The following is an 18172-nucleotide window of genomic DNA, read 5'->3' as shown; positions in this document are numbered from 1 at the left end:
AGCCAAGCTCCGAGTTTAATCATAGTTCAACGTGAAACTATTCTTCGATTTCAGTTACGACACCGGCACCAACCGTGTGGCCACCTTCACGAACTGTAAACTTAGTTCCTTTTTCAATCGCAACTGGTTCGATTAATTCAACAGTGAATTCAACGTTATCCCCAGGCATAACCATTTCAACGTCTTTTGGTAATTCAATAACACCAGTAACGTCAGTTGTATGGAAATAGAACTGTGGACGGTAGTTTGAGAAGAATGGTGTATGACGACCACCTTCATCTTTGCTCAAGATATAAACTTGGCCCTTGAATTTCTTGTGAACTTGGATTGAACCTGGCTTAGCCAAAACTTGACCACGTTCTACTTGGTCACGGTTAATCCCACGTAACAAAGTACCAACGTTGTCACCAGCTTCACCGTAGTCCAATGTCTTACGGAACATTTCCAAACCTGTAACAGTTGACTTAAGCATATCTGGTGTTAAACCAACGATTTCAACTTCATCGCCAACTTTAACCATACCACGATCGATACGGCCAGAAGCAACAGTCCCACGACCAGTGATGGTGAAGACATCTTCAACTGGCATTAAGAATGGCAAGTCGTTATTACGTTCCGGTGTTGGAATGTATTCATCGACTGCATCCAATAATTCCATAACGTGCTTTTCTTCTTCTTTATCGCCATTAAGAGCTTTCAAAGCAGAACCACGAACAAATGGAATATCGTCACCTGGATAATCGTATTCAGATAACAATTCACGTGTTTCCATTTCAACTAAGTCGATCAATTCAGGGTCATCAACTAAGTCAGTCTTGTTTAAGAAGACAACAATGTATTCAACCCCAACCTGACGTGCTAACAAAATGTGTTCACGTGTTTGTGGCATAGGACCATCCGTTGCAGCAACAACCAAAATGGCACCATCCATTTGCGCAGCACCGGTAATCATATTTTTAACGTAGTCCGCGTGTCCTGGCGCATCAATGTGGGCATAATGGCGTTTTTCAGTTTCGTATTCAACGTGAGCAGTGTTGATCGTAATACCACGTTCACGTTCTTCTGGAGCTGAGTCAATAGCAGCGAAATCCTCCAAGTTAGCTAAACCTTTCTCAGATAAAATCTTAGAAATTGCCGCTGTTAAAGTAGTTTTCCCGTGATCAATATGGCCGATCGTGCCAATATTAACATGGGGTTTTGTTCTTTCATAATGTTCTTTTGCCATTAATGAAACCTCCTGTATTTTCGCAAGAATAATCCGCCATCAAATTTGTTAATGCCGATAATTCTTTACTCTTTATTATACAACTTCCATGCGCAAAAGCAAAGCCTAGCTTAGCTTTTCATAAGGAAGAATCCATTTAGATATTATATAGGCTTCCCACAAGTTTGTAAACACCTTTGCCCAATAAATTCATGTTTTCCGCCAATTTGCATGAATTATATTAATTTTATTCTAATTTTTGCGTTAATTGTTCAAATCTCTGCTGCCAATTTTGAATTTGCTGCACTTGGGTTGAATCAAATACTGTTAAATCGACTTGGCGATTGGTGTAAGCAGCTAAATACACTGCGGTCCAAATTTGCGGGCGCACAATCACTTTGTCTGCAAATGGATAAAGATACGCTGCGTGCAATGTGAGTTCTTTTAAAACATTTTGTTTTGCAATTGGATCTGAAAGTAACTGCTGATTTATTTGTTGGTATAACTGTAAAAATTGTGGTGCAGTAGTAATTGCCGTCAATGCACTGGGCTTAACTGTATGTTTTTTACCATCCAACCAGAAAAAATTAAGTGCGGCTGCCACTTTTAATTGACGTAACTCATTTAAAAAATGCGCCCGAATTAGCGGATGAATGTAAGGATCTGTCAATAAATGCGTTACCGCGTCAATAAATTCCGTTTGTGGCAAAAACTGTGCTTGTTTAGTTAAAGCCAATTGATCATAAAAATGGCGTGCACTTAGCTGATATAATGCTTTTTTTAATTTAGCAATCTGCGTCGGTGCCGCCTTCCGATAAGCTACTTCTGCCTGTTGTACCGCTAAAGCCTGTTGGTGCCAAAATGACGTCTCCAAGCCTGCAGGACGGGCTATACACAATTTACGGACTGCAATGAACTGATGCGTAGTGAGCAAAGTTTTGACATAAAGTGGACAAGCAGTGGCTGAACTTAAATAATCCGTCATTTTTTCTTGTGCTAACGCTGCCGCTTGTTGGTATTGTTGATCAGCTAACAATGCCGTTACCAATAAAATATTAACGTCAAACGTCTGTTTATGCTGGTATGCAGCGCGTAAATGTGCAATTGCTTGGGGCCATTTTCTTTGTTCACTCGCCATTTTGCCTAAACGGACCAATTGTGCAAAATTTTGTGGAAATGGAATCTGTTGGCCCATTGACAACCCTCCATAATAGATTTCATGTTTAAACTATGATTTGCTAGCAGTGCGCCGTCGATTTTGATTAACTTCCATAATCACGGGTAAAATTACCGGGCGTCTTCTAGTCTGCTCAAATAAAAAGCTGCTGAGCGCCTCACGAATATCTTGCTTTAGATGACTCCAATCAAATTCTTTATTATCTAAATTATTTTGAACCGTTTTGGTCACTAACTTAGCACTTTCACGAATTAAGTCGTGACTGGTTTTAATGTAGACAAAACCCCGAGTTGTAATTTGTGGGTGTGACACGATCATCCGTTTTTTCCGATTAATGGTGATGACTGCAACAAAGATACCATCTTCAGAAAGCATCTTACGATCTCGCAAAACAATATTACCGATATCACCGACACCGATACCATCAATCATAGTATTGCCAACATCGACTTGGTTAGCTAAATGCATTTGGTTTTTATGGTAATCTAAAACGTCGCCTTTACTGGTAATAAAAATATTTTCGTAAGGCATCCCCATTTCATGGGCAATCTTTGCATGGGCAGCTAACAGCCGGTACTCCCCTTGAATTGGGATCAAATAAGTGGGTTTAATTAAATTTAACATCAGTTGCAAATCATCTTTATTACCGTGGCCGGAAGCATGGATATCGTCACTAACCGCCTTAACTTCCGCGCCAGCCCGGTAAATCATATCCTTAGTTTTCGCAACTGTGGTTTCCATTGCATGTGACGGTGTCGTCGTAATATAAACCAAATCGCCTGATTTAATCCGGATTGACCGGTGCCGATTCGTTGCCATTTTCTGTAAAGCTTTAATCGGCTCACCCATTTTACCAGTTTCTAAAATAACCGTTTTTTCTGGCGCTAAACGGCGCATCTCTTTAAGTGGCACCAATATATCTGGTGTCGGTAAAGCTAAACGTTTAAGGCGCATTGCTGTGCGAATAATTTTCTCAAGATCGCGCCCAGTTAAAATTACCTTCCGACCAGATTTCGCCGCTGCATTGATTACTTGCTGAATCCGAGCAATATTTGACGCAACTGAGGCCACAATAATACGACCATCGTGATATTGGAAAGTGTCCAGAATGCTACTGCCAATATCCCGTTCACTAGCCATTTTATAAGGTGATTCAGCATTAGCAGAATCACTTAATAAAGCCAATACATGATCTTGCCCAATTTGTGCTAAACGTGCAAAATCACTTTGGTACTCTGGCGTTGCGGACTGGTCGAATTTAAAATCACCGGTATATACGACACTACCAACATTTGTTTTAATGACAATCCCCAAAGAATCAGGAATTGAATGGGTCGTTTTGAAAAAGGAAACACTAGCATGCTTAAAATCGATAGTTGTATCCTTATCAATCACATGGAAATCATTAAAACGCTTAGTCTTTGAATCTGCCTTAACGTTTAGTTTTGCTAATGCAATCGTCAGTGCAGAACCAAAAACTGGTACCGAATGCTGTTTAACAAAATAATTCAGGGCACCAATGGCGTCTGCATGCCCGTGCGTCAGAAAAATACCTACAACGCGATCAATATTTTTTTCTAAATAAGAAAAATCAGGAATGACCACATCAATTCCCAACAATTCATTTTCAGGATACATCAAACCACAATCTAAAATATAAATTTCATCATCTACTTCGACAACATACATATTTTTGCCGTTTTCGCGTACACCGCCTAAGGGCATAATTTTCACACGACTACTCAATTATTTCACCTCATTTTGTTAATAACTAAACTGTTTAATAAATACATTAGTCAAATTAAAATTATCGCAACACCATACGTCTTAGTTTCTTTTAAGACGATGATACAACTTTGTCTGTCAGCCAAACCCAGTTACTGAAATTAGCGTGTACTAATAGTGCGGTGTTTAACTGAACAAAAATAATTTAGCTTAGTTAATGTAAATGCCAGACACAAATAACTAATTAAAATTATTGATGTCAATTTTAAAACAACCGCTTAACCGGGCAACAATGCTGATTGGTGCCATTCATTTTTACAATCACGGAGAAAATTTCCGCGGACTAATATTAAACCGATCTAGTTCTAAATAACAATTTCTTATATGATAACACAAAAAGAATCTCGGCGACATCATCAACTAACCTAATTAAGCCCAAACAAAAACACCATTGCGACAAAAATATCGCAATGGTGTTTATTGGTTAACGTGATTAACGCCGTAAGCCTAAGCTACGAATAAGATCACGGTAACGCCGGATATTCTTCTTACGTAAATAAGCTAACAAATTACGCCGGTGACCGATTTTTTTCATTAATCCACGGTAGGAATGATAATCTTTTTTATGCACCTTGATATGGTCGTTCAGTGCATTAATTTCCGCAGTTAAAACAGCGACTTGGACTTCAGTAGAACCAGTATCGCCGTCATGACGTGCATATTTTTTAATAATGTCGTCTTTTTGTGCTTTGGCAATTGCCATTTAGATCTCCACCTTTTCTAAAATAAAGTGCCCATATACTGAGTAAAGCGTTGGTGATTCGCTAAACCAAGTATGGGTTATTTGATTACTCATTTACTTTACTAAAGTTAAACCAAAAAAGCAAGTCTAATCGCGATTTTATAAGTTTTCAAAACTACCCCAAAATTTGTAGTCAAGTTAATTTACTTTACAAGTTTTTATTGCAAATTCAGTCACTCTTCTGTATAATAAGCAACGTTGAAAAAATGCAATTACTTTAATTTGCGAATCCGGAGGTGACATTAATGCCTAACATTAAATCAGCAATGAAACGTGTTCGTAGTAACGAAAGAGCAAACGCTCAAAATACATCACAAATTAGTGCCATGCGGACAGCTGTTAAACAATTTGAAGCAGCAAATGCTGCTAGCGCTGACAACACTGCCGACTTATACCGTGCAGCAATCAGTGCAATCGACACTGCCCATTCTAAGGGGTTAGTTCATGCTAACAAAGCTAACCGTGATAAGTCACGTCTAGCTAACCTATTGGCTAAATAAAGTGTTAGAAGGCTCAAATAAGCACAGTGATGTGGTTATTTGAGCCTTTTTTAATCGTTAAACAAAAATAGCCGCCATTAGTAACAGACTAGTGGCGGCTATTTTGTTTATCACTTTAGATGCATAGAAAGCACCATCACTGATTACGCAGCATTTTGGCTAAATTTCAAAATAAACAATTGAAATAATAATTCTGCATCACGTTGACTAGTTTTTAATTGGTATTCTAAATCCACTAAGCCTAGATATGCTTGCCGCAACGCTTTTTGCGAAAAACGTTTGGCTTGACCTAGTGCTAATTTCACTCGATAAGGATGTGCGTGCAACACGCGGGCTAAATCACCTTGACTATAACCGTTGCGTTGCAATATTTTAACTTGTAATAGTAAACGGAACTGGCCCACCAAAATCGCATTTAATTTTAAAGGCTCTTCTTTTTGCAAAATTAATTGCCGGTATAATGACACTGCTCGCGCAACATCACGAGCCATAACCGCATCGACTAAAGTAAAAATATTTTGTTCTAGATTTTGTGTCACTAGTGATTTAACTGCTGTAACCGTGATTTCACGTTGCTTTTTTGCATATAAAATAAGCTTCGTCAATTCGCCCATCATTAAGGTCAGATTTGCCTCAGTACGCTGCACTAACAGTTGCAAAGCTTCTGGTTGAATGTTGATATTTTTTTGCTTTAAATAATTAGCAACGTAATGCTGTGCTTTTTGTTCGGTCAGTGGTCTAGCGTCAATTAAAACAGCCTTTTTCTTCAATAATTTTGTCACTTTTTTACGTTCGTCTAATTTATCATATGCAGCAAAAATAACTAACGTTGTTGTCGGTACTGGCTGTTGTAAATACTTAATCAAGCCAGCCACATCGTGAACAACATTGGTTTGTTTTGCCGCACTAGTTAGAAATAACGGGTGCTGAATAAACACTAAGCGCCTCTCCCCAAAAAAAGGGGCTGACATTGCATCATTTAAAGCCGTTGCCAGTGGTACCGACGCTAAATCATAGTCGCCAAAATTCATGGTTGCTTCTTCGGGCGCTAATAACTGACGAAACTGTTCTTTAATTTGATCAATTAAATAGGCCTCTTGCCCTTGAACTAAATAAACTGATTGAGGTGAGTTATTTTTAAGGGCTTTTTTTAATGCTGACACTTCCATAATCATTTTTCCTTTCTTCTCCATTTAAAAATGACCGCCAACGATCATCAAATGTCCAAATAATCATACCTTGTTCAGCAGTAGTTTGAAATGGTATACCAGCATTTTGATACCGCAACAGCGTTTCTGAATGCGGATGCCCATAACGATTGTGACGTCCTGCTGAAATAACTACTCGTTTGGGTTTCACAGCCGCTAGAAACGCGTCTGATGAAGATGTTTTGCTTCCATGGTGTCCAGCCTTTAAGTAATCTGCCTGGATAGGTACTTGGCTGATTAAACGCTCCTCGCGCTCACTGGGCAGATCACCAGTAAATAGCCACACCTTTTGGTTAATTAAAAGGCGTAAAACTAAAGAATCTTCGTTAGTTCCGGCACCAGGGGTTTCTGGCGCTAAAACTTGACAGGCAAATGTCTTACAAGTTGGTGATTGTCCGCGTAACAGGGGGTGCCATGCGACTTGGTTACGATAAGGCCAGATTCGTCTCTTAAATTGGGCATTATGTTCCATACCTGCAGGAAAGTAAATATTAGTTACCGGGAAATGTTTTAAAATGGCGGGCAAGTCCCCAACGTGATCAGCATCTTGGTGGCTTAAAAAAATCTGATCAATATGCTTGATCCCACGACTCTTTAAATAAGGCACAATGATTCTTTCTGCCCGTGATTGGCTATTTCGCTTTTGCCAAGTTTCTTTAGCAAAATTCAAACGCCCACCAGTATCAATTAAGGTAACTTCCCGGTGAAATGCAGATTCAATTAAAATGCTATCCCCTTGGCCAATATCAAAAAATATGACGCGCCCTTGCAGCGGAAAATGCACCCACAAAAAACTGCCGACATAAATGATGGTTAAACCCAAATAATAACTAATTTTATGGTGTTTAGCCGCTAAACTAAAAAATAATAGACTTAAACATAAGCAAACCAGTATTGCAGGCAGCTGCCCATAGGTCAACATAAATTGCGGCTTTGCAAACCAACTTAAAAAAGTTTGTAAACCAGTAAATGACTGTGCAATTAACTGTCCAATCAAAGGAACAATCGGTGTGACCAAACCGCCTAATAATGTGAGTGGTAAAATTGCGTAGGAAAATAGTGGCATCATTAAAAAATTTAAAAAAACGGTCAGCCAATGCCATTCATACACATGATACAACAAAAGCGGTAAACTGATGAGGTTTAGCCATAAAGTACGCCGCCATTCGCTGAAATTGCTTAAAAATAATAATGCAAAGGACAATAAATATGATAATTGTCCGCCTAAACTAAAAAATAAATAAGGCTGGTAAATTAAATTAACTAAAACAACGACTGCAAAACAATCTAGTGGTGCAACTTTCAAATCAAAATACTGGTTGAAAATATGTAACCAGCAAAGTAAAACAGCCCGACGTAAGCTGGTGCTAGCACCAGCAAATAACGCATACAACGGTAATAAAACTAGTAAAAGCAACGCTACATGTTCACGTGGCCGCCTGAGTCGCAACAATCCCCATTGGATTAATGCAACAAAATAATAAACATGTAAGCCAGACAAACTAAACAAATGTATCAAACCCAATTGTTTAAACAGCGTTCCCGTCGCTTTAAAATCTTGACCTTGATACCCTAACACTAAGCTACGATAGTACTGGCCTAATGGTTCAGGTAAATCCTGTGAATTTAAAAGCTGTTTTTTTCTCAAACGATGCAGTCTATTACGAAACGACTGTGGCGCTTGCTTAACCACTTTAAGCTCATCGGCATTTAAAATATAAAAGGTCCGCTTTTGTTGCTTTAAATAAGCGGCATAATTAAATTCTGCTTGATTAGTTGCTGGATTAGCTAGTTGATAATCGCCCTGAATTTTTACGATCAAAGTTTTCCGTTGGTGTTGCCAAAATTGTTGCGTCCTTTGGTCCGGTAAATAATAATAAACTTGTACGTTTTGCTTAGTTGCTAAATCTTGAGCCTCAAGGCGCAATTGATCGCCAGAAACATCACTATGATCTGGTTGTACCAAAATCAGATCTCCTGTTGGTGGCTTGGGCATTAATTGTTGGTAGTGATAAAAATAGCCTGCCATTAAACTAGCTAATATTAAAGTAACGCTGATTAAACGCAACTGTCGGGTTAAACAAATACGCAGTACAACACACACAGCGATTAACCACGCCCATTTTTGAGCACTTAAAATCGCAAAAGAAAGGATTACAGCCAAGCCAGCTAGAAAAATCCAATAATTACGCAATTAATGCTTAATTTAAATTAAATAACGAACTCTGTTCAAATTGTGCAAAATAAGTGGCATTTAACTGAATCTGGTTTAACGCAACCCCTGATTTTTTAATTAAATTTTGGGCGTACTCATCATCATGATAATCTTTTAAATAATTAATGGTTTTAATGCCTGCCTGAATGAGCATTTTAGTACATTGCAAACAAGGAAAATGCGTCACATAGATAGCTGCTCCTTCAGTGGCAGCGCCAAATTTGGCACATTGTAATATGGCATTCATCTCTGCATGAATGGTTCGCAAGCAATGGCCATCCACAAGGTAACAACCAACATCAATACAATGATCATCGCCTGAAACTGAGCCATTATAGCCGCTGGCGATGACGCGCCGATCACGAACAATAGCGGCACCCACTGTCGCCCGCGGACAAGTACTACGTAGTGACGATAAAACGGCCTGTGCCATAAAATATTGATCCCAAGGCATACGCTTAGCCTGTAATTTTGCCATAACTAAAACCTCACTTTTTATTTAGTTTCAGTATATCAAACTTAGCATTAAACAGTGATACTGTCTTTTAAACTTTCAAAAGTTTTATCGCCAATTCCAGAAACTTGTTTTAAATCTTCAATCTGTTTAAAACCACCTTGTTCTTCACGATACTGAATGATGAGTTCTGCTTTCTTTTCGCCAATTCCAGTTAATTGCTGTAATTCCTCAGTTGTGGCTGTATTTAAATTAACCAAACTTGTTGCTTGGCCATCGTCAGTAGCTGCCGCCGCACTACCAGCTGCAACTGGCGCAGCATACTCTGCTGGTACCTCCTCTCCAATTTTTGGGATAAAAATCACTTGCTGGTCCGATACTTGCTGTGCTAAATTAATCTTTTTTTGATCAGCATCTTTGGCTAAACCACCAGCCAAACGGACCACATCAAACAATCTAGTATTGCCTTCAACTTGATAAATACCCGGTTTCTTAACAGCACCTTTAACGTCCACAAAGCCTGACTGTCTTTCTGGGCTTTGTGGTGCTGCTTGGCTGCTCACTGCTACTACCTCAGATTGATCCGAAAAAGTTGCCGTAGCTGAATCAGTTTGATTATTACGCCCACTAAATGGCCGCAATAAACTAAACACCAACGCAATTCCAAGACCTGCCATGATCAAAAAATGCCAGTATTGTTTAACCAATTGCCGCCAATCCATTACTTTAGCACCACCTTCCCTACTTTAACTTGCCACTATTAATAAACTACGCAAAAAAAGCTGCTCATTTTTTGAACAGCTTTGAAATATTATTTTTTTAAATAAGCAAGTACATCAGTAAATTGTTTAACCGGCACAATTTTCATGTGACTATGGATTTGTTTTGCTGTTGTTTTAGCAACCTGATAGTTGTTTTGGTAATTGGGATCCAACTGTTTTTCTCGCTTCGTCGCTGGATGATCAGGAGCAAAGAAAACGCTAGCGCCCGCCCGATTAGCTGCCACTACCTTTTTATCAATGCCGCCAATCGGGCCAACTTTTCCACGCGCAGACATCGTACCAGTTCCAGCAATTCGTCGACCATGACGTAAATGCTGACCAGATAGCTGGTCATAAATGGCTAATGTAAACATTAATCCTGCCGAAGGACCACCAATATCACCAGCTTTAACTTTAACCGGAATTTTTGTTTGAACTTTGGTGTGATCAACCAAACCAATTCCTAAACCTGGATGCTTTGTTTGCGGTAACTTCATTAATGGCCGCTTAGCTATTTTGCTAGTCTTACGGTGCTGATACGTAATACTAACTTTTTGTCCCACACGTTGCCGCTTGACGTAGTGGATGAAAGCACGCACACTTTTAAACTGATGGCCATCAATTTTAGTAATAGTATCGCCAATGGCTAAATCAGATTTAAATGGTGATTGTTTCAAAATTGACATCACATAAATGCCTAAAAATTTTTTATGATAACTTTCACCTGCATGCTGGTAAGCAACCTTAATTGCATCATTAATGGAAGATTGCATGTAATAATCCTGCATTTGATTGAAAGTGCGATTACTTGCATCCCCCATTAACTGGTCTTTACTAATTGTCTCAGTAAATGGACGCGTTTTAAACCATAGATACGTAAACGGGCGCGCTTGTTGCAAACGAACAGTGGTCAGCATGTATTTTCCAGGTTGCCGATCATGCTTACCGGCAACACGCACAAATTGAGCTAACGGTTCTGCTTCACCTGGTGTCTCTAAATAAACGGGCAGCGGCAAAAAGAAACCGACAAACAGTATCAATAACGTCGTCCAAAATGTCACTTTTTGCCAGCGTTTCCGCATGCTTAGCCTTCTTCCTGTCCTAGCTTTTCTTGCAATGCCTGCGCCACATTAGGTGGTACTAAACTTGAAATATCGCCACCAAATTTAGCAACTTCTTTAATCAAGCTGGAAGATAAAAAGGCATAACGTTTACTGGCTAGCAAAAAGACCGTCTCAATGTCACTGGCTTGGACCCGATTCATCTCCGCAATATCCCGTTCGTATTCAAAATCCTTCACATTACGGATGCCCCTTAAAATGAAACGAGCCCCTAAATGCTGGGCAAAATCAACCGTTAATTCGTGACTTTGTGCCACGGCACGAACATTGTTTAAATCTGTAATTGCTGTTGTAATCAGTGCTAATTTTTCATCTGGTTGAAACAGAGGTTTCTTGGATGTATTAGTCATGACACCAATCACCACCTGGTCAAACAAGTGACTAGCACGCTGAACTGTTTCTAAATGTCCGTTAGTAAACGGATCAAAACTACCGGGAAAAATCGCAATCCTAGCTGACACTATGAGTTCCTCCATATTGATAAATTGTAATTGCCGTTGTACCGTACGTTTGCCGCCGTAATTGTCTAAAAGCTGGTAGCTGAACAGGTAAAACTGTTACGGCATTTGTTTCACATACAAGCTGCGCGTTTGTAGCTAATAAATTTTGAGTGGCTAAAGCGGCCATATTAGCTGCTATTTTTTGTTGTTGGTAAGGTGGATCCAATAAAACTAAATCAAACTTGTTATTTTCAGCAGCTAACTGGTGCAACGCATGCATTGCATTAGCCTTAATTACCCTAAAGCGTTGCGGCATTTTGGTTACTGTAATGTTAGCTTTAATTGTTTTAATCGCCGCATATTGCCGATCCACCAAAACAACCTGTTGCATGCCGCGAGAAGCAGCTTCAATTCCTAAGCCACCGCTACCAGCAAATAAATCCAAAGCATTACCGCCATTAAAATACGGCCCAATAATGTTAAATACAGCTTCTTTAATTTTATCAGTGGTGGGCCGAGTAGCTCGTCCAGGAACAGCTTTTAAACGGCGGCCACCAAATTCTCCTGAAATAATTCGCATCATTAAGACTCTTTTTCTAAAATTTCTTGACTGGTTAATAATCTTTTCGGTCCAGAAGCTGCTGATTTAGGGGTTTGTTCACCTAATTGTCCCACGCGTTCCCCAAAATTCATATCTAATTCAGGGCGATGAGATAACTCAACCTGTTTAACAAAATGTAATTTTTTAATCTGAGCACTTACTTTTTGAGCAACAGCTTGGTCAACGTAAAGGTAAACATACTTTAAACGCCGCGATGTATAGTAAATGGTACCAAACCGCCGTAAATGCCGCAGCTGCTTTAAACTATAAACCCAGACCACTAAGCCTTGCCTTGGAATTATATTAAATGCCATCTACTCACTCCTTGAAATACAGTCTGTTTTTGTCCGATCGGTTAAATAAAAGGGATTACCAGTAGCCACTTTAACATCTGGTGAGACACAACTGGCCAATTGTACACTCATCTCATCTAGAACAGTTTGTAAATCCATTTCTGCACGCTTAAAAGCTGCTACCGACGGCAACAACATGACTTCACGTGTCTTTTGCTGCAATCTATGCTTTAATTGCCGATAACCAGGTGCATAATGTCCATATGGTTTAATTTGCTGATAATCTGTTTTAAGTGTTTGCAAAGTTGCAATTTGCCGCTGAGCAGCCTGATCTTTCGCTAAAATTTGCGATTGTTTTTGATAAGCTGCAAATACAGCACTGGCCGCAAATGCTTCCGCTAAGCGGTCAGCTTGCTCTAATAAAGCAACAGAATTTTCACTAATAATCATGTACTCACTTACTTCTTAACCTGTTTTTCTGGTTTTAACTCTAACAACAGATCATTGGTTTCAACTCGGTCGCCCTTTTGAACGTACAAGTGATTAACGCGGCCAGTGAAAGGTGCTTGGATAGTAGTCTCCATCTTCATCGCTTCAGTCACTAACAATGGTGCACCTTTTTGTACCAACTGATCAGTTGTGACTAATACATTCAGTACCGTCCCTGTCATCGCCGCACCAATCTGCTCTTGATTAGTCGGCTCTGCTTTTTGTGCCGTAGCACCAGACTGTTTTGCGCTTTTATCGTGAATTACGACTTCACTACGCTGACCATTAACCGTAAAGTAAAGGGTCCGGTTACCTTCAACGTCTAACTCACCAATTTCATTTAAGCGCAAAATCCAAGTTTTACCGGGGCGAACATGAATCTCAACTTTTTCGCCAATCCGCATGCCTTGGAAAAAGGTTGGTGTATCAATTGCAGAAACATCTCCGTAAAGCTCTTCACGTGCATGATAACCGATAAAAACATCTGGATACATCAAATAACTCAACACTTCTTCAGTGGTCGGCTCAGTTTTGATTTTAGCCGCTAATTCTGCTTTAACAGCTGCAAAATCAACTGGTTTAGCTAAACTACCTGGGCGAACCGTCAGCGGTTGTTTTCCTTTTAGAATAATTTGTTGTAGTTTCTTAGGAAATCCTCCAGTTGGCTGGCCTAAATCACCCATAAAGAAATTAACCACTGAATCAGGGAAATCAATTGTTGCACCCTTAGCATAAACATCTGCTTCTGTTAAACCATGTTGAATCATAAAAAGCGCCATATCGCCAACGACCTTAGAAGAAGGCGTCACTTTAACAATATCACCAAACATTTGGTTAACACGAACGTACATCTGCTTAACGGCTTCCCAACGGTTACCTAAACCAATAGCACTAGCTTGTTGGCGCAGGTTTGAATACTGGCCTCCAGGCATTTGTGTCGTGTAATTATCCGTAATTGGCGCACGCAACTGATTGGAAAAATCGTCATAAAACGGACGGATCCCTTCAAAATAATGGTTGAGCTGCTCCGCTGCTTTAATGTTCAATTGCGGTTGCCGCGGTGTTTCAGCTAGCGCATAATAAAAGCTTTCCATACTAGGCTGGCTAGTTGTCCCAGAAAGTGCGCTTTGTGCCACATCGACAATGTCGACGCCAGCAGCAGTTGCGCGTTGATAAACACCTACACCATTTCCTTGCGTATCATGTGTATGCAAATGGATAGGCAAATCAACCGTATCTTTTAAAGTTGCAACTAAGCGGTATGCAGCTTCCGGCTTCAATAAGCCGGCCATATCTTTGATTCCAATAATGTGAGCCCCAGCAGCTGCCAATTCTTTAGCTAGATCTTGATAGTATTTTAAATTATATTTTTGCCGGTCTGGATCTAAGATGTCGCCAGTATAGCACATTGCCGGTTCTGCAATCTTCCCTGCATCACGGACTGCCTGAATGCTCTTTTCTAATTGGGGTACCCAATTTAAACTATCAAAAATCCGGAAAACATCGATCCCGTCTTTAGCTGCTTGCTTTATAAACGCCGCTAAAACATTATCGGGATAATTTTTATAACCCACTGCATTACTGCCACGGAAAAGCATTTGAAATAAGGTGTGCGGCATTTTTTTACGCAGTAATTTTAGCCTAGTCCAAGGATCTTCAACTAAGAAACGGTAGGCCACATCAAATGTCGCGCCGCCCCACATTTCATAAGAAAATAGCTGCGGTAAAACACGTTGCATACTATCCGCAATTTCTAACATGTCATGGGTCCGCATCCGCGTTGCAAACAAACTTTGATGCGCATCACGTAACGTGGTATCCGTCAATAAGACTTGCTTTTGTTGTTGTATCCACTCATTAACCGCTTTAGGCCCGTGTTGATCCAAAATTGTTTTTGCAGTGACCAATCCCTTAGGAAATGGTTTAAAATTTGCGTCGAAACGACCTTCAGGATAATGTTTTTTTTCGTGGCGTTCAATATCCCCATAGCCATTTACCGTAATGTCTCCAATGTACTTAAGCTTTTGAGCACTATTATCCACCAAACGCGGAATGGCAAATAATTCTGGTGTTTGATCAATAAAGGTGGTTTCAGCTGCTCCAGATTTAAACGTTGGATGCTGAATTACTTTCTCCATAAACGCAATGTTAGTTTTAACGCCGCGGATTTTAAATTCTTTTAAGACGCGCAGCATTTTTTCTGTTGCTTGCTTAAAAGTCAAATCATAAGTACAAACTTTAACCAATAAAGAATCAAAATAAGGCGTAATTACTGCCCCAGCATAAGCACTACCACCGTCTAAACGCACACCATTGCCTGCTGGTGATTGATAAGTCTCAATGGTGCCAGTATCTGGGAGAAAATTATTTAAAGGATCTTCTGTTGTGACCCGACACTGAATTGCAGCGCCATGATAACGTAGCTTTGCTTGCTGTGGTAGACCAATATCTGTAAATAAATCTTGACCTTGGGCAATTTTAAGCTGTGTTTGCACGATATCAATGCCAGTGATCATTTCTGTAATTGTATGTTCAACTTGAACCCGCGGATTCACTTCAATGAAATAAAACTGATCTTTAGCAGGCTCATACAAGAATTCAACTGTTGCGGCATTTTGATAGTGGACATGCGCCATAAATCGGACTGCAGCAGTTGTAACACGTTGCCGTTGCTGTGCTGTTAACAACACACAAGGCGCAACTTCAATCACTTTTTGATTACGCCGTTGAACCGAACAATCCCGTTCAAATAAATGAAGCACGTGGCCGTGTTGATCCGCCAGAATTTGGACTTCAATGTGTTTAGCTGACTTAATAAACCGCTCAACATAAATTTCATCACTGCCAAAGGATTTTAAGGCTTCGCTTTTTGCCCGCTCATAGCTATCTGCCAGTTCTGATTCATTATTAACAACCCGCATGCCGTGGCCGCCACCACCCATTGCGGCTTTAATCATAAGCGGGTAACCATATTCTTCACCAAAGGCCTGTAACTCAGCTAAATTAACGACTGGCTTGTCTTTACCAGGAATCGGTTGGACGCCGGCTTCCCGGGCAACTTGCTTAGCCATCACTTTGTCGCCAAACATCTCTAACAATTCTGGTGTTGGCCCGACAAACGTAATGCCTGCTTTTTGACAACGTCTTGCTAACTCAGCATTTTCAGCTAAAAACCCATATCCGGGGTGGATAGCATCTGCATGACTCATTTTAGCTATTCGAATAATATCATCTATGTCCAAATAAGCAGCGATTGGCGCTTTCCCAGCCCCCACTAAATAGGCCTCATCAACTTTAAATCGGTGGAGTGAATACTCATCCTCTTTAGCATAGATTCCCACGGTTTTTAAACCTAATTCTTGACAAGCACGGTTAATCCGAACGGCAATTTCGCCCCGATTTGCAATTAATACTTTCTTCATTTTTAACTACCCGTTCCTTTCCGGTTTTTGCTACTTTTGCAGTTGACCACTTAACTTAGCCCGTGTTTCCGTTGCGCTAACATTGAGTGCAATCCCAATTGAAATGACCAAAACCATCATTGACGAGCCACCATAACTAATGAAAGGAAATGTAACACCTGTGATAGGTAATAAACCAACAACGCCACCCACGTTAACAGTTGCCTGTACAGCTAGCATCACACCGATACCAATGCATAACAGTGCATTAAATGAACTATGTGCCCGCATACCAATCAAAAAAATCCGGGCTGCTAAAAAGTAAGTTAATGCCAAAATTAAAATGACAGCAACAATTCCAAGCTCTTCTGCAGTTACTGAAATAATGAAATCCGTATAGGGCTCAGGTAAATAGCCCCTTTTTTGAATGCTATTGCCCAAACCAACACCGAACCAGCCACCATTATTAATGGCGTAATAAGAATTAACCAACTGCTTACCCGCATTCCCGGCTAATGCAAACGGGTGCATAAACGCCATCAAACGTTGATACTGATAGCCAGCACTGGCATGAATTGGCAATTTTTCTAAATAAGTAAAGCCAGCAACTAATAGCAAAAAAATGATTGTGCTAAAACTCAATCCATACCGAAAGCGAACACCACTGCTGAAAATCAATACCAAAACAATTGCGGCTAAAATTGCCATGCCACCGATGTCAGGCTGTAACAGCGTCAATAACATGATCAACCCTACTAAAATACCAGGATATAGCAAATTACGGCCAATATCGCCTAGGTTAGCTGCCGCCATTTGTCGTTCTTTATTGCTAAAAAAATAAGCTAAATACCAAATTAAAATAATTTTAGCAAATTCGACTGGCTGAATATTAAAACCACCAACATGAATCCAAGCTGCCGCGCCATTAACAGAGCGACCGAAAAAGCGCAAATAAACCAGCGCAATAATTAAAAGAACAATTAAGCCAAATAATAATTTCCGACTTTTTAAAACATTTAACTTCAGGTGATAGACAATAAATGCAATCACTAAGCCAATTAACACAAAACCAGCTTGTTTATACAAATACCCGTACGGATTCGCATTTTGAACCAACACATAATCCGAACTTGCACTAAAAACCATTACAATTCCAATACCAGAAAGCAACAAGTAGGGAATTAAAATATAATAATCTAAGTAAGTTAATTTCTGTCTAAATTTGTGCCACAATGACGGAACAGTCCCCTTTATTTTTGTTTTTGCTTATCAAAGCTATCCGCATAAATTGCATTAAGCCGCTGCTCCAAATCACGTACCAGTTCGTGCCCATGGGCTTCAGAAATCAAATTAAGCTGAACTGCTAGTTTAACTTCTTTTGAGTAGCCAAACACTTGCGTATCAACAACTTCTTCAAATGCTGGGCATTGGCTTAAACACAGCGAAACGCGCTGTTTGTTTACTAACTCTTCAATTTTATCGGCATCATCCCGTAACACGGCATCAGCCGTTCTTCCTTGCGCTTGATCAGTCACTGCCGCGGCCTCCTTTAATAAATTAAAAGCACAAATGATAAAATACTATCATTTTAAGTCATTATACCATAGGCCATTTTAAAATCGCAGTCCCGGCCTAGTAAAAGTTTAGTTAAAAATATAAAGCAGCCCTTACATTTAAAAAGATAAGCAAACTGATTCAATGTAATCAAAAAAACGAAAAAAAATCAGGGTCTAGAATTTTTGGTGTTGGAAAGTATTTCCATTCCAAAAGTACTAGGCCCT

The 18172-nt window shown here is 39.8% G+C and carries 17 protein-coding genes; 1 reads left to right on the top strand and 16 read right to left on the bottom strand.

The features are described from left to right. Positions 1-37 precede the first annotated feature (37 nt). The 4 genes from tuf to rpsO form a co-directional block, all read right to left on the bottom strand. A complete protein-coding gene (gene tuf / locus FC24_RS01630; protein ID WP_057873132.1) occupies positions 38-1225 on the bottom strand; it encodes an elongation factor Tu in 1188 nt (395 codons plus the stop codon). 226 nt (positions 1226-1451) lie between these two features. Then, on the bottom strand, positions 1452-2399 hold the full coding sequence (locus FC24_RS01625) for a hypothetical protein (protein WP_057873131.1): 948 nt from the start codon (positions 2397-2399) through the stop codon (positions 1452-1454). A 33-nt stretch (positions 2400-2432) separates the two neighbouring features. Then, positions 2433-4106, bottom strand: coding sequence for a ribonuclease J (locus tag FC24_RS01620; protein ID WP_191980366.1), 1674 nt, complete (start codon positions 4104-4106; stop codon positions 2433-2435). A 493-nt stretch (positions 4107-4599) separates the two neighbouring features. Beyond that, positions 4600-4869, bottom strand: a complete 270-nt coding sequence (gene rpsO / locus FC24_RS01615; RefSeq protein WP_057873129.1) for a 30S ribosomal protein S15 — start codon at positions 4867-4869, stop codon at positions 4600-4602. 284 nt (positions 4870-5153) lie between these two features. Between rpsO and rpsT the strand changes: the two genes are divergently transcribed. Beyond that, positions 5154-5408, top strand: coding sequence for a 30S ribosomal protein S20 (gene rpsT, locus FC24_RS01610; protein WP_057873128.1), 255 nt, complete (start codon positions 5154-5156; stop codon positions 5406-5408). Positions 5409-5551: 143 nt separating this feature from the next. Here the strand turns inward: rpsT and holA are convergent, their stop codons facing one another. The 12 genes from holA to FC24_RS01550 form a co-directional block, all read right to left on the bottom strand. Further along, entirely contained in the window at positions 5552-6577 is a 1026-nt protein-coding gene (gene holA, locus FC24_RS01605; protein ID WP_057873127.1) for a DNA polymerase III subunit delta, read from the bottom strand. Next, positions 6546-8645: a DNA internalization-related competence protein ComEC/Rec2 gene (locus FC24_RS01600; RefSeq protein ID WP_235807292.1), complete on the bottom strand. Its 2100-nt coding sequence runs from the start codon at positions 8643-8645 to the stop codon at positions 6546-6548. The genes holA and FC24_RS01600 overlap by 32 nt, the downstream gene beginning before the upstream one ends. A gap of 172 nt (positions 8646-8817) precedes the next feature. Beyond that, the gene (locus tag FC24_RS01595) at positions 8818-9309 is read right to left on the bottom strand and encodes a ComE operon protein 2 (RefSeq protein ID WP_057873125.1); all 492 of its coding nucleotides are present in this window, start codon (positions 9307-9309) and stop codon (positions 8818-8820) included. A 47-nt stretch (positions 9310-9356) separates the two neighbouring features. Continuing rightward, complete coding sequence (locus tag FC24_RS01590; RefSeq protein ID WP_057873124.1) at positions 9357-10007, bottom strand: helix-hairpin-helix domain-containing protein; 651 nt, start codon at positions 10005-10007, stop codon at positions 9357-9359. A gap of 89 nt (positions 10008-10096) precedes the next feature. Further along, on the bottom strand, positions 10097-11128 hold the full coding sequence (locus FC24_RS01585; protein WP_057873123.1) for a SepM family pheromone-processing serine protease: 1032 nt from the start codon (positions 11126-11128) through the stop codon (positions 10097-10099). Positions 11129-11130: 2 nt separating this feature from the next. Then, positions 11131-11628: a pantetheine-phosphate adenylyltransferase gene (gene coaD, locus FC24_RS01580; protein WP_057873122.1), complete on the bottom strand. Its 498-nt coding sequence runs from the start codon at positions 11626-11628 to the stop codon at positions 11131-11133. Next, a complete protein-coding gene (gene rsmD / locus FC24_RS01575) occupies positions 11618-12187 on the bottom strand; it encodes a 16S rRNA (guanine(966)-N(2))-methyltransferase RsmD (RefSeq protein ID WP_057873121.1) in 570 nt (189 codons plus the stop codon). Before rsmD ends, coaD begins: the two co-directional genes overlap by 11 nt. Positions 12188-12189: 2 nt before the next feature. Further along, positions 12190-12522 (bottom strand): YlbG family protein, encoded by a 333-nt coding sequence (locus FC24_RS01570; RefSeq protein WP_057873120.1) that lies wholly within the window; start codon positions 12520-12522, stop codon positions 12190-12192. Then, positions 12523-12951, bottom strand: a complete 429-nt coding sequence (locus FC24_RS01565) for a YlbF family regulator (RefSeq protein ID WP_057873119.1) — start codon at positions 12949-12951, stop codon at positions 12523-12525. Between the two features lie 8 nt (positions 12952-12959). Further along, on the bottom strand, positions 12960-16412 hold the full coding sequence (locus tag FC24_RS01560; RefSeq protein ID WP_057873118.1) for a pyruvate carboxylase: 3453 nt from the start codon (positions 16410-16412) through the stop codon (positions 12960-12962). A 30-nt stretch (positions 16413-16442) separates the two neighbouring features. After that, positions 16443-17624, bottom strand: a complete 1182-nt coding sequence (locus FC24_RS01555; protein ID WP_083485595.1) for an FtsW/RodA/SpoVE family cell cycle protein — start codon at positions 17622-17624, stop codon at positions 16443-16445. Positions 17625-17641: 17 nt separating this feature from the next. Beyond that, entirely contained in the window at positions 17642-17926 is a 285-nt protein-coding gene (locus FC24_RS01550; protein ID WP_235807291.1) for a DUF1507 family protein, read from the bottom strand. Positions 17927-18172 lie beyond the last annotated feature (246 nt).

Source organism: Loigolactobacillus rennini DSM 20253, from assembly GCF_001436505.1.
GTDB classification, from domain to species: domain Bacteria; phylum Bacillota; class Bacilli; order Lactobacillales; family Lactobacillaceae; genus Loigolactobacillus; species Loigolactobacillus rennini.
This window is presented reverse-complemented; position numbering and strand designations above follow the sequence as displayed.

Bases quoted from the DNA above. Each gene is read 5' to 3' on its own strand.
- tuf (WP_057873132.1), bottom strand. From the start codon at position 1,225: ATGGCAAAAGAACATTATGAAAGAACAAAACCCCATGTTAATATTGGC.
- FC24_RS01625 (WP_057873131.1), bottom strand. From the start codon at position 2,399: ATGGGCCAACAGATTCCATTTCCACAAAATTTTGCACAATTGGTCCGT.
- FC24_RS01620 (WP_191980366.1), bottom strand. From the start codon at position 4,106: ATGCCCTTAGGCGGTGTACGCGAAAACGGCAAAAATATGTATGTTGTC.
- rpsO (WP_057873129.1), bottom strand. From the start codon at position 4,869: ATGGCAATTGCCAAAGCACAAAAAGACGACATTATTAAAAAATATGCA.
- rpsT (WP_057873128.1), top strand. From the start codon at position 5,154: ATGCCTAACATTAAATCAGCAATGAAACGTGTTCGTAGTAACGAAAGA.
- holA (WP_057873127.1), bottom strand. From the start codon at position 6,577: ATGGAAGTGTCAGCATTAAAAAAAGCCCTTAAAAATAACTCACCTCAA.
- FC24_RS01600 (WP_235807292.1), bottom strand. From the start codon at position 8,645: ATGGCAGGCTATTTTTATCACTACCAACAATTAATGCCCAAGCCACCA.
- FC24_RS01595 (WP_057873125.1), bottom strand. From the start codon at position 9,309: ATGGCAAAATTACAGGCTAAGCGTATGCCTTGGGATCAATATTTTATG.
- FC24_RS01590 (WP_057873124.1), bottom strand. From the start codon at position 10,007: ATGGATTGGCGGCAATTGGTTAAACAATACTGGCATTTTTTGATCATG.
- FC24_RS01585 (WP_057873123.1), bottom strand. From the start codon at position 11,128: ATGCGGAAACGCTGGCAAAAAGTGACATTTTGGACGACGTTATTGATA.
- rsmD (WP_057873121.1), bottom strand. From the start codon at position 12,187: ATGCGAATTATTTCAGGAGAATTTGGTGGCCGCCGTTTAAAAGCTGTT.
- FC24_RS01570 (WP_057873120.1), bottom strand. From the start codon at position 12,522: ATGGCATTTAATATAATTCCAAGGCAAGGCTTAGTGGTCTGGGTTTAT.
- FC24_RS01565 (WP_057873119.1), bottom strand. From the start codon at position 12,951: ATGATTATTAGTGAAAATTCTGTTGCTTTATTAGAGCAAGCTGACCGC.
- FC24_RS01560 (WP_057873118.1), bottom strand. From the start codon at position 16,412: ATGAAGAAAGTATTAATTGCAAATCGGGGCGAAATTGCCGTTCGGATT.